Origin of the sequence: Streptomyces sp. SID14478, from assembly GCF_010548525.1 — a bacterium.
Taxonomy (GTDB): domain Bacteria; phylum Actinomycetota; class Actinomycetes; order Streptomycetales; family Streptomycetaceae; genus Streptomyces.
The window spans coordinates 1-11,343 of record NZ_JAAGMG010000520.1; the positions used below are offsets into that span (position 1 = coordinate 1).

General features: G+C 66.9%; 11 protein-coding genes. 2 read left to right on the forward strand and 9 right to left on the reverse strand.

Annotated features, from left to right (window positions below):
- The 5 genes from trpD to G3I40_RS17055 form a co-directional block, all read right to left on the reverse strand.
- Positions 1–804, reverse strand: an 804-nt coding sequence (gene trpD, locus G3I40_RS17035; protein WP_164303003.1) for an anthranilate phosphoribosyltransferase, incomplete at its 3' end; no start/stop codon positions are given.
- A gap of 134 nt (positions 805–938) precedes the next feature.
- Positions 939–2,576: a cytochrome bc complex cytochrome b subunit gene (locus G3I40_RS17040; RefSeq protein ID WP_164303004.1), complete on the reverse strand. Its 1,638-nt coding sequence runs from the start codon at positions 2,574–2,576 to the stop codon at positions 939–941.
- Entirely contained in the window at positions 2,573–3,625 is a 1,053-nt protein-coding gene (locus tag G3I40_RS17045; protein WP_164303005.1) for a Rieske 2Fe-2S domain-containing protein, read from the reverse strand. The genes G3I40_RS17040 and G3I40_RS17045 overlap by 4 nt, the downstream gene beginning before the upstream one ends.
- Positions 3,622–4,431: a c-type cytochrome gene (locus G3I40_RS17050; protein ID WP_164303006.1), complete on the reverse strand. Its 810-nt coding sequence runs from the start codon at positions 4,429–4,431 to the stop codon at positions 3,622–3,624. Before G3I40_RS17050 ends, G3I40_RS17045 begins: the two co-directional genes overlap by 4 nt.
- 83 nt (positions 4,432–4,514) lie before the next feature.
- Positions 4,515–5,135, reverse strand: a complete 621-nt coding sequence (locus tag G3I40_RS17055; protein WP_164303007.1) for a heme-copper oxidase subunit III — start codon at positions 5,133–5,135, stop codon at positions 4,515–4,517.
- Positions 5,136–5,309: 174 nt separating this feature from the next.
- Between G3I40_RS17055 and G3I40_RS17060 the strand changes: the two genes are divergently transcribed.
- On the forward strand, positions 5,310–5,711 hold the full coding sequence (locus tag G3I40_RS17060; protein ID WP_164303008.1) for a hypothetical protein: 402 nt from the start codon (positions 5,310–5,312) through the stop codon (positions 5,709–5,711).
- 73 nt (positions 5,712–5,784) lie between these two features.
- Here the strand turns inward: G3I40_RS17060 and G3I40_RS17065 are convergent, their stop codons facing one another.
- The 4 genes from G3I40_RS17065 to coxB all read right to left on the reverse strand — a co-directional run bounded on the left by G3I40_RS17065 (position 5,785) and on the right by coxB (position 10,255).
- A complete protein-coding gene (locus G3I40_RS17065; protein WP_164303009.1) occupies positions 5,785–7,026 on the reverse strand; it encodes an Ig-like domain-containing protein in 1,242 nt (413 codons plus the stop codon).
- 141 nt (positions 7,027–7,167) lie between these two features.
- Positions 7,168–7,566: a cytochrome c oxidase subunit 4 gene (locus G3I40_RS17070; protein WP_164303010.1), complete on the reverse strand. Its 399-nt coding sequence runs from the start codon at positions 7,564–7,566 to the stop codon at positions 7,168–7,170.
- A complete protein-coding gene (gene ctaD, locus G3I40_RS17075; RefSeq protein WP_164303011.1) occupies positions 7,563–9,299 on the reverse strand; it encodes a cytochrome c oxidase subunit I in 1,737 nt (578 codons plus the stop codon). The genes G3I40_RS17070 and ctaD overlap by 4 nt, the downstream gene beginning before the upstream one ends.
- Complete coding sequence (gene coxB, locus G3I40_RS17080) at positions 9,296–10,255, reverse strand: cytochrome c oxidase subunit II (protein WP_164303012.1); 960 nt, start codon at positions 10,253–10,255, stop codon at positions 9,296–9,298. Before coxB ends, ctaD begins: the two co-directional genes overlap by 4 nt.
- Before the next feature lie 334 nt (positions 10,256–10,589).
- On the opposite strand from coxB, the gene G3I40_RS17085 reads away from it, so the two are divergent.
- Positions 10,590–11,343 (forward strand): aminotransferase class V-fold PLP-dependent enzyme (locus G3I40_RS17085; protein ID WP_164303013.1); only part of this gene is annotated, 754 nt, incomplete at its 3' end.

An 11,343-nucleotide genomic window follows, 5' to 3' on the forward strand; every position in this document is an offset into this window, starting at 1 on the left:
GATGCCGACGTCCCGCGGGTCGAAGACCTCCTCGCGCACCGCTCCCTCCCGCACGACCCACACCCGGGAGGTCCCGGTGACGGTCAGCTCGTCGAGCCCGTCGTCACCGCGGAAGACGAGCGAGGAGTTGCCGCGCTCGGCGAAGACCCCGGCGACCACCGGTGCCATCCGCGCGTCGGCGACCCCGACCGCCTGCGCCCGTACCCGGGCCGGGTTGGTCAGCGGGCCGAGCAGGTTGAACACGGTGCGGATGCCGATCTGTCCGCGCGCGGCGCCCGCGTAGCGCAGTGCCGGGTGGAACTTCACCGCGAAGCAGAAGGTGATGCCCGCTTCCTCGGCGACCTCGGGGACGCGGGCCGGCGGCAGATCCAGGTTGACGCCCAGCTTCTCCAGCACGTCCGAGGAACCCGACGCCGACGACGCGGCGCGGTTGCCGTGCTTGACGACCTTGGCCCCGGCGCCGGCGATGACGATCGCGGACATGGTGGAGATGTTGACGGTCTTGGCACCGTCACCGCCCGTCCCCACGATGTCGACGGTCTCCCCCGGCACCTCGATCACGTTGGCGTGCGCGTACATGGCCCGTACGAGACCGGAGATCTCCGCCACGGTCTCGCCCTTGGCGCGCAGCGCGACCACGAACGCGGCGATCTGCGCGTCGGTCGCCTCGCCCCGCATGATCCGGTCCATCGCCCACGCGGTGTCGTCGGCGCTCTGGTCACGGCCGTCCAGCAGGCCGTTCAGCACGGAGGGCCAGGAACGGCCGCCCGCGGTGTCGCCTCCAGCGGGGTGCAAAGCGCTCATGGCCGCTCCTGTGTGTCAGTAAGAAGTTACGCGTTCCCACCTTATCCAGCGCCGGGGACGGCAAAGAGCCCCCGTCCAGTGCCTGGACGAGGGCTCTTGCCGTGGCGGACAGCTGATAACTCAGCGATCAGAGATCAGTGGTGGCCGTGGCCACTGGTGATCTCCTTGTACTCCTCGGCGGTGGGCTTGGGGATCTGGTTGTTCTCCCCGTAGTAGCCCTTCGACAGCTTGGCGCGCGCCTTCTGCAGTCGCGACACCTTGCGCTCGACGCCGTTCTCGTCGACCGTCGGGCCGATCTCGGCCGGCTGGTACTGCTCGTGCGCGGTGAGCGCGTGCAGTGCCTCCTGGTCGAGCGGCTCGTGCACCTCGACGAACTCACCGTGCGGCAGACGCTTGATGATGCCGGACTCGCGCCCGTGCAGCACCTTGTCCCTGTCGCGGCGCTGGAGGCCGAGGCAGATCCGCTTGGTGGCGATGAAGGCGAGGACCGGGATGACGAAGAAGCCGATCCGGACGAACCAGGTGATCGAGTTGATCGAGAGGTGGAAGTGGGTCGCCCAGAGGTCGTTTCCACCACCGACCAGCATCACGAAGTACGCGGCCAGCCAGGCCACACCGAATCCGGTACGGGTCGGCGTGTTGCGCGGCCGGTCGAGGATGTGGTGCTCGCGCTTGTCGCCGGTGACCCAGGACTCGATGAACGGGTAGACGGCGATGGCCACCAGCACCAGCGGGAAGATCACGATGGGGATGAACACGCCCAGGACGAGCGTGTGGCCCCACAGGTTGATCTCCCAGCCGGGCATCACACGCACCAGGCCTTCGGCGAAGCCCATGTACCAGTCGGGCTGGGCGCCGGTGGACACCTGGTCCGGCCGGTACGGGCCGATGGCCCAGATCGGGTTGATCGAGGCGATCGCCGCGATGATCGCGATGACACCGAAGACCAGGAAGAAGAAGCCACCCGCCTTGGCCATGTAGACCGGCAGGAGCGGCATACCCACGACGTTCTTGTTGGTCTTCCCGGCGCCCGCGAACTGCGTGTGCTTGTGGTAGAAGACCAGGATCAGGTGCGCCACCATCAGCCCGAGCATGATGCCCGGCAGCAGGAGGATGTGGACCGAGTAGAACCGCGCGATGAAGTCGCCGCCCGGGAACTCGCCACCGAAGACGAAGAACGAGATGTAGGTACCGACGATCGGCACCGACAGCAGCACGCCCTCGATGAAGCGCACACCCGTACCCGACAGCAGGTCGTCGGGGAGCGAGTAACCGGTGAAGCCGGTGAACAGCGACAGCACCAGCAGGAGCCAGCCGAACAGCCAGTTGACCTCACGCGGCTTGCGGAACGCACCCGTGAAGAACACGCGCATCATGTGGATCATCATCGCGGCGACGAAGATCAGCGCGGCCCAGTGGTGGATCTGCCGGATCAGCAGACCACCGCGCACATCGAAGGAGATGTGCATGGTCGAGTTGAACGCCTCCGACATCAGCTGCCCCTGGAGCGGGACATAGCTGCCGTCGTACGTCACCTCGTTCATCGACGGGTGGAAGAACAGCGTCAGGTACACACCCGTGAGGATGATGATGATGAAGCTGTACATGCAGATCTCGCCGAGCATGAAGGACCAGTGGTCCGGAAAGATCTTGCGCATGTTGGACTTGGCCAGGGAGTAGATCCCCAGGCGTCCGTCCGCCCAGTCGGCGACGCGCTCGCCGGCCGGTGCCTTCTCGCGAGAAGGCGCGTCGTTGGTGGTCGTAGTACTCATCCGCGCTCCCAGAAGGCAGGGCCGACGGGCTCGGCGAAGTCGCCCTGCGCCACGAGGTAACCCTCGTCATCGACGTCGATGTGCAACTGCGGCAGTGCGTGACCCGCGGGACCGAAGATCACCCGCGCACCGTCGGAGAGGTCGAAGGTGGACTGGTGGCAGGGGCAGAGCACGTGGTGCGTCTGCTGCTCGTACAGGGAGATCGGGCAACCGACGTGGGTGCAGATCTTCGAGTACGCGACCACACCCTCGTGCGCCCACGCGAGCTCCTGCTTGTCCTTGATGTTGCCCGGCTGGATACGGACGAGCATCAGGGCCGCCTTGGCCATGACCGTCTGGAAGTCCTCGTCGTGCTCCTCCAGGCCCTCGGGCTTGGCGAAGGTGAGCGAGCCGACCGCGATGTCCGAGGGACGCAGCGGCTCGTTCGTGTTCATGTTGACGAGCTTGAGGCCCTTCTTCCACGCCGTGGTGCGCAGCTTCTTCTCGGGCAGCGGCCCGAGGTCACGAAGCAGCACGACACCGGAGAGCGGCACCAGGGCCAGCGCGCCGAAGAGCGTGTTGCGGATCAGCTTGCGACGGCCGAACTGCGACTCGCGGGCGCCGTCGGCGAAGTCCGACAGGACCTGCGCCTTGACCTCGGGCTCGGCCTCGATCGGGTGACGCTCCGAGGCGACCTCGACGTCCGACATCAGGGTGCGGGCCCAGTGGACCGCGCCCGCGCCGATGCAGAACAGCGCCACACCGAGGGTCATGCCCAGCGCGAAGTTGAGCGCGCTGATGTGACCGAGCGGGAAGACGTAGATGCTCTTGTCGACGTCGAGGGTGACGTACGAGGCGATGAAGCCGACGGTGGCCAGCATCGAGATCGTGAACAGCATCGCCACGACACGCTCGGACCGCCGGGCGGCCCGCTCGTCGATGTCCTGGACGCGGTGCTCGTGCTCGGGCAGACCGGGGTCGGCGAAGGGATCGTCCTTCACCGCGACCGAACCGTGCGCGGCCTCCTGCTCAGCGGGCAGGTTCTCTTCTGGAATGTCTTGGCTACTCATGACTTCTTGGCCTTTGCGGTCCGAGCGGCGACCCAGATGGCGACGGCGATCAGGGCGCCGAGACCGAAGATCCAGGCGAACAGACCCTCACTGACCGGGCCGAGCCCGCCCAGCTTGAGACCGCCCGGGCTCTGCGTCTCATCACCGTTGACCGCGTTGAGGTACGCGATGATGTCCTTCTTGTTCTTGCCGGTCATCGTCGTGTCCGGGAAGGACGGCATGTTCTGCGGGCCGGTCTGCATGGCCTCGTAGATGTGCTTGGGCGAGACGCCCTCGAGGCTCGGCGCGAACTTGCCGTGCGTCAGTGCGCCGCCTTCACCGGTGAAGTTGTGGCACTGGGCGCAGTTGGTGCGGAACAGTTCGCCACCCTTGGCGATGTCCGCGCCTTGCGGGCTGTAGTCCTCGGAGGTCGGCGCGACCGGACCGGCACCCAGCGACGCGATGTACGCGGCGAGCTGGTCGATCTCGGCCTGGGAGTAGATCGCCTTCTTGCTCGGGATCTGGGCGCCCGGCTGCTGGGCCGGCATACGACCGGTGCCGACCTGGAAGTCGACGGCGGCAGAGCCGACGCCCACGAGGCTCGGACCGTCGGAGGTGCCCTGACCGCCGGTTCCGTGGCAGCTGGCGCAGCCTACGGAGTAGAGCTTCTTGCCCTCGTCGATGGCGAGGGACTGGGCGGTTTCATCGGCCTGCGCCTTGCTCGCGGGCGCGAACGCGGCGTACAGCCCCCCGGTGGCCGCCAGCGCGAGGAGTAGGACGACGACCGCCGCCAGCGGATGGCGTCGTCGTGCGGAGAGCTTTTTCACGGATTACCCCGGTGTCAGGATCTTCTGCGTCGGTGCTACTGGAATGGGTGTCGGGTACTACGCCCGATGCTGTGATCGTCGAACTACTTGATCAGGTAGATCGTGGCGAAGAGGCCGATCCAGACGACGTCGACGAAGTGCCAGTAATAGGACACGACGATGGCGGCGGTCGCCTGTTGGTGCGTGAACCTCCGGGCCGCGTACGTCCTGCCGAGGACGAACAGGAAGGCGATGAGGCCACCTGTCACGTGCATGCCGTGGAAGCCGGTGGTCAGGTAGAACACCGAGCCGTACGGGTCGGAGGAGAGCGAGAGCCCATCCTTCTTGACCAGCTCTGTGTACTCGAAGATCTGACCGCCGATGAAGATCGCACCCATGATGAAGGTGACGATGAACCACATCCTGAGCTTCTTCACGTCACCACGCTCAGCGGCGAACACGCCGAGCTGGCAGGTGAGTGAGGAGAGCACCAGGATCGTGGTGTTCGTCGCTGAGAACGGAACGTTCAGCGACTCGGCCATTTCCTTCCAGTGATCCGGTCCGGTCACCGATCGCAGGGTGAAGTACATCGCGAAGAGGGCCGCGAAGAACATCAGCTCGGAACTCAGCCAGATGATGGTTCCGACGCTGGTGAGGTTCGGTCGATTGACCGACGGGTGCGCGTGCCCGGTTTCTACTGTCGTTGCTGTCGCCACGACCGACATTATGTCGGTCGCTTATCTCGCCCTCACTCCGGGGGGTGCCGTTCGGAGTGTCTGGGGGGTGTGTCCAGCCCATATGGCCCATCGGAGGCCTGTGCGAACCGGTGTTGACGGGGTGTCGGGAGGAGTAGGCTCCGCCGCGAGGACGCCCTAGGACACCGATGTCTCGGAGGAACGATGCAGTCGACCGCGACGGTTCTGGTCTACAGCGACGACGCCAACACGCGGGAGCAGGTCCGCCTGGCGACCGGGCGCAGGCCCGCATCGGATGCTCCCGAGGTCCAGTTCATCGAGTGCGCGACGCTCCCCGCGGTCCTCAAGGAGCTGGACCGGGGCGGCATCGACGTCTGCGTCCTGGACGGCGAGGCGGTCCCCGCGGGCGGCATGGGGGTGTGCCGGCAGATCAAGGACGAGGTCTTCCGCTGCCCGCCGGTGCTGCTCCTGATCGGCCGCCCGCAGGACGCGTGGCTGGCCACCTGGAGCCGCGCCGAGGCCGCGGTGACGCTGCCGGTGGAGCCGGTCGAGTTCGCCGGGGCACTGGCCGCCCTGCTGCGTTCGCGGCAGGCCGTCGGCGCCTGACGTACGGCACACGGGACGACGACTCCCGTACGTCAGGGACGTACGGGAGTCGGAAGTCTCACACCCGAGTGGCTCAGACCTCGGGGCTGAGCCGCGCCTGCTGCACCGGATCGGGCTTGTCGGTGCCGGAGAGGGCGCTGCCCTCGGTCCACTTCTTCTCGCTGAGGTTCCAGTCGCCGAACCCGTTGCCGAACGGGTCCATGTCCTCGCCGTAGCTGTTGATGACCTTGACGATGTCGCCCTTGCGGAACGTGTCGTAGAACCAGGCGGCGTCGCTGGTGCTCATCCCGGTGCAGCCGTGGCTGGTGTTCTCGTTGCCCTGGGAGCCCTCGGACCAGGGCGCGGCGTGCACGTACTCGCCGCTCCAGGTCACGCGGGTCGCGTAGTAGACCTCTTTGTCGTAGAAGTCCGCGGCGCCGATGCTCGCGCTGGTCATGCGGACGGAGTACTCCTGGCCGAGCACGACCTTGACGCCGTTTCGGGTCTCGAAGCCGGGCTTGCCGGTGGTGACCGGGATGGAGTTGATCTCCTCGCCGTTGCGGTAGACCGTCAGGTAGTGGTTGCCCGCGTCGGTGACGGCCTCCATGCGGTCGCCCGTGGTGATGGTCAGCGGCTTGGACTTGCCGCCCCACAGCCGGTCGGTGACCTTGATGCCGGCCAGGTTGCTGTGCGCCGTGATGGTGGCGTGGGCGGGCCAGTACTCCTTGGGGCGGTAGTGCAGCTCCTTGCTGTCCACCCAGTACCAGGAGCCGCCGTCCGCGGCGGGCTTGGAGTCCACCTTCAGGGCGCGCTCGACGATGGCGCGGGCCTTCGGGTCCTTGACGGGCTTGTTGAGTTCGGCCGTGATGGGCTGGCCGACCCCGTACTTGCCGCCCTCGGGGCCGAAGGTGACCTTGAGGGCCTTCTCCTTGCTGGGGTTGCCCGTCTCGAAGGTGAGGACCTTGCGCCCGGGCGCCCCGTCCTCGTCCTCGGTGCTGACGTGGAGCGTGTACTGGGCGTCAGCGGCCAACGGGGAGGTGGTGTGCCATCTCCTGCCGTCGGCGGAGAGTTCGCCCGCGACGTAGCGCCCCAGGGCGTCCGTGGCGGTGACGTCGGTGATGCGGCCCTCGTCGCCCTGTGAGGTGACTTCCAGGGCCTTGTCCGGATCGGCCTTCTTGGAGCCCACGGGGCCGCTGAAAGAGATCTGGCTCGCCGCGTCGTACGGCTTGGCGGAGAGCGGGTGGCCGGAGCTGCCGCAGGCTGTGACGCCCGCACCGAGTGCGGCCACCAACAGGGTGCAGCCAAGAACCGTACGAATGCGCGGTGAGTGGTTCATGAACACACCGTAAGAAGGAACGCCTCGTCCAGCGCGGTGAGTGAGCCGCACGGGGCATGGGCGGGTACGCCGAAGGGCCCGGACGCTCCGTCAGGAGTGTCCGGGCCCTTCGGCCACGGGAGTTCACAGACCCAGGTGGTGCTACTGGTTCTGGTTCTCGCCGCGGTAGTACTCGAAGACCCAGCCCCACAGGCCGAACATGATCACGGGGGCGCCGAAGTACAGCAGCCACCAGCCGAAGACGACGCCCAGGAAGGCGATCGCGCCACCGACGGCGAGGGCGAGCGGCTGCCAGGAGTGCGGGCTGAAGAAGCCCACCTCGCCGGCGTCGTCCGCGACGTCGGCCTCCTTGTTGTCCTGCGCACCGGTGTCCAGCCGCCGGGCCGTGAAGGCCAGGTAGTAGCCGATCATGATGCAGAGGCCGAACGTCAGGAAGAGCGCCGTCGTACCGGCCGGCTCCTTCGACCACACGCCGTAGACACCGGCCATGATCAGGACGAAGAGGCTCAGCCAGATGAACATCTTGCCTTGGACCTTCACTTGCCGGCCTCCTTGCCGCCAGCGAGCGCCTTGGAGCCGTGGCCGGAGTTCTCCAGCTGGTCCAGGGCCGCGATCTCAGGGTGATGCAGATCGAACGCCGGCGATTCGGAGCGAATGCGCGGCAGGGTGAGGAAGTTGTGCCGGGGCGGCGGGCACGACGTCGCCCATTCGAGCGAACGGCCGTAGCCCCACGGGTCGTCGACCTCGATCTTCTTGCCGTACTTGGCGGTCTTCCAGACGTTGTAGAAGAACGGCAGGATCGACAGACCGAGCAGGAACGAGGAGATCGTCGAGATCGTGTTCAGCGCGGTGAAGCCGTCGGCCGCGAGGTAGTCCGCGTAACGCCGCGGCATGCCCTCGACACCCAGCCAGTGCTGCACCAGGAACGTGCCGTGGAAGCCCACGAACAGCGTCCAGAACGTGATCTTGCCGAGGCGCTCGTCGAGCATCTTGCCGGTGAACTTCGGCCACCAGAAGTGGAATCCGGAGAACATCGCGAAGACGACCGTACCGAAGATCACGTAGTGGAAGTGCGCCACCACGAAGTACGAGTCCGACACGTGGAAGTCCAGCGGCGGGGCCGCCAGGATGACGCCGGTCAGACCACCGAAGGTGAAGGTGATCAGGAAGCCGATCGCCCAGAGCATCGGTGTCTCGAAGGACAACGAGCCCTTCCACATCGTTCCGATCCAGTTGAAGAACTTCACGCCTGTCGGTACGGCGATCAAGAACGTCATGAAGGAGAAGAACGGGAGCAGCACGCCACCGGTCACGTACATGTGGTGCGCCCACACGGTCACGGAGAGACCGGCGATGGCGATCGTCGCGCCGATGAGGCCCGAGTAGCCGAACATCGGCTTTCTCGAGAACACCGGGATCACTTCGGAAATGATTCCGAAGAATGGTAGGGCGATGATGTACACCTCTGGATGGCCGAAGAACCAGAAGAGGTGTTGCCATAGCAGCGCGCCGCCGTTCGCGGCGTCGAACACATGGGCACCGAACTTGCGGTCCGCCTCCAGGGCGAACAGCGCGGCCGCGAGGACCGGGAAGGCCAGCAGGACCAGGACACCGGTCAGCAGGACGTTCCACACGAAGATCGGCATACGGAACATCGTCATGCCCGGAGCGCGCATGCAGATGATCGTGGTGATGAAGTTGACCGAGCCGAGGATCGTGCCGAAGCCGGAGAAGGCCAGACCCATGATCCACATGTCGGCGCCGATGCCCGGCGAGCGGACGGCGTCCGAGAGCGGCGAGTACGCGAACCAGCCGAAGTCGGCCGCGCCCTGCGGGGTGAGGAAGCCACCCACCGCGATAAGCGAGCCGAACAGGTACAGCCAGTAGGCGAACATGTTCAGTCGCGGGAACGCGACGTCGGGGGCGCCGATCTGCAGCGGCATGATCCAGTTCGCGAAGCCCGCGAACAGCGGCGTCGCGAACATCAGCAGCATGATCGTGCCGTGCATCGTGAACGCCTGGTTGAACTGCTCGTTCGACATGATCTGCGTGCCGGGACGGGCCAGTTCGGCGCGCATGAAGAGCGCCATGATCCCGCCGATGCAGAAGAACGCGAACGACGTGACCAGGTAGAGCGTGCCGATCGTCTTGTGGTCGGTGGTGGTGAGCCACTTGATCACGGTCGCGCCGGGACTCTTGGGGCGAGCCGGCAGCTCGTTCTCGTACGAGTCGTCTGCTGCGGCGGCACCCTGGGGTTCGTTGAGGATGCTCACAGGTTCTTCGTCTCCCGGTCCTTCTCGTGGTCCGTCTGGGCGATGCCAGCCGGGACGTAACCGGTCTGCCCCTTCTTGGCGAGGTCCTTGAGGTGCTGCTCGTACTTCTCCGGAGAGACGACCTTCACGTTGAACAGCATCCTGGAGTGGTCGACTCCGCAGAGTTCGGCGCACTTGCCCAGGAAGGTCCCCTCCTTGTTGGGGGTCACCTCGAAGGCGTTGGTGTGGCCCGGGATGACGTCCTGCTTCATGAGGAACGGCACCACCCAGAAGGAGTGGATGACGTCACGCGAAGTCAGTACGAAGCGGACCTTCTCGCCCTTGGGGAGCCAGAGGGTCGGGCCGGGGTTCTTGGTCTGCGGATTCCGCTCGCCAGGAGTGCCGACCTCGTAGACGCCGCCGGCGTTCGCCGGGAAGTCCTCCTTGAAGCGGCTCGGGATCGCGGAGAGCTCCTTGGAGGTCTTCGCGTCACCGGAGACGCCGGGCACGTTCTCGACGTAGTTGAAGCCCCAGCTCCACTGGTAGCCGACCACGTTGATGGTGTGCGCGGGCTTGTCGTCGAGCTTCAGGAGCTTCGACTCGTCGCGCGCTGTGAAGTAGAAGAGGACCGACACGATGATGAGCGGAACCACCGTGTACAGCGCCTCGAGCGGCATGTTGTACCGCGTCTGAGTGGGAACCTCGATCTTGGTCCGGCTACGCCGGTGGAAGATGATGCTCCACAGGATCAGCCCCCACACCAGCACGCCCGTGGCGAGCGCTGCCGCCCACGAGCCCTGCCAGAGGGAGAGGATCCGGGGACCTTCTTCCGTCACCGGAGTGGGCATACCAAGACGGGGGAAGTCCTTGTATGTGCAACCGGTAGCGGTTACCAGGATCAGGCCCGCAGTCAGCACCTGCGGCAGCTTCCGCCGCATCGGGCGCCGCGACGAGCGGTCGGAGCCGTTGGGACTCACGTAGCGCCTTCCCGAGAGTCTCGCCCGCGCTCTTTGGTTGGCTACGGCCGTCGTCTCGCTGGTCGCTCGCCGCCCTGGCACACGGGCAGGGGTTTGGATGTTTATGCGGACCAAACCCTACTGGACGCTATTTGGGGTCGCGCGGGGAGGGTGCCTAACGCGCCGCGGGTCACTCCGAAGGGTGGGATGTGCCTGCTCCGGGGTGTTTCTGACGGGGGGTCGGGGGCGCCCTGCGGCCCGGGGGTGCGCGCCGGTGGGCGGCTTCCGGTTCGTCGTGGTTGCCGGGCGGTTCCCCGCGCCCCCGAGGAGCGCCCGCACGTTCTATCGTGCGGGCGTGTCGTACTTCGATGTTGCCTCGTCCGCTCCCCTTCATCCCGTTGCCCGGCAGGCATTGCAGGCCTCCCTCGACGAAGGGTGGGCCGATCCCGCCCGGCTCTACCGCGAGGGCAGGAGGGCACGGCTGCTGCTCGACGCGGCCCGGGAGGCCGCCGCGGAGGCCGTGGGCTGCCGGGTGGACGAGCTGGTGTTCACCTCGTCCGGCACGGCGTCGGTGCACTCGGCGGTCGCCGGCGCGCTCGCGGGACGTCGGCGTGTCGGGCGGCACTTGGTGGTATCGGCGGTGGAGCACTCGGCGGTGCTCCACGCGGCGTCGTCCTACGAGGCCGCCGGTGGTGCGGTGACCGAGGTGGGCGTGGGACGGGAGGGCGCCGTGTCCGTTTCGTCGTACCTCGACGCGTTGCGGCCCGATACCGCCCTCGCCTGTCTGCAGTCCGCCAACCACGAGGTGGGGACCGTGCAGCCGGTCGAGGAGGTGGCCGAGGGGTGCCGGGCCACCGGGGTGCCGCTGTTCGTGGACGCCGCGCAGTCGCTCGCGTGGGGGCCGGTGGAGGGGGCGTGGTCGCTGCTGGCCGGGAGCGCCCACAAGTGGGGCGGGCCCGCGGGGGTCGGGATCCTCGCCGTCCGGAAGGGGGTGCGGTTCGCTCCTCAAGGTCCGGCCGACGAGCGGGAGTCGGGGCGGGCCCCCGGGTTCGAGAACATTCCGGGCATCGTGGCCGCCGCCGCCTCGCTGCGGGCCGTGCGGGCCGAGG

Excerpts from the sequence above, each read along its gene's own strand:
- G3I40_RS17055 (WP_164303007.1), bottom strand. The coding sequence starts at position 5,135 with ATGTCGGTCGTGGCGACAGCAACGACAGTAGAAACCGGGCACGCGCAC.
- G3I40_RS17060 (WP_164303008.1), top strand. The coding sequence starts at position 5,310 with ATGCAGTCGACCGCGACGGTTCTGGTCTACAGCGACGACGCCAACACG.
- G3I40_RS17065 (WP_164303009.1), bottom strand. The coding sequence starts at position 7,026 with ATGAACCACTCACCGCGCATTCGTACGGTTCTTGGCTGCACCCTGTTG.
- G3I40_RS17040 (WP_164303004.1), bottom strand. The coding sequence starts at position 2,576 with ATGAGTACTACGACCACCAACGACGCGCCTTCTCGCGAGAAGGCACCG.
- G3I40_RS17045 (WP_164303005.1), bottom strand. The coding sequence starts at position 3,625 with ATGAGTAGCCAAGACATTCCAGAAGAGAACCTGCCCGCTGAGCAGGAG.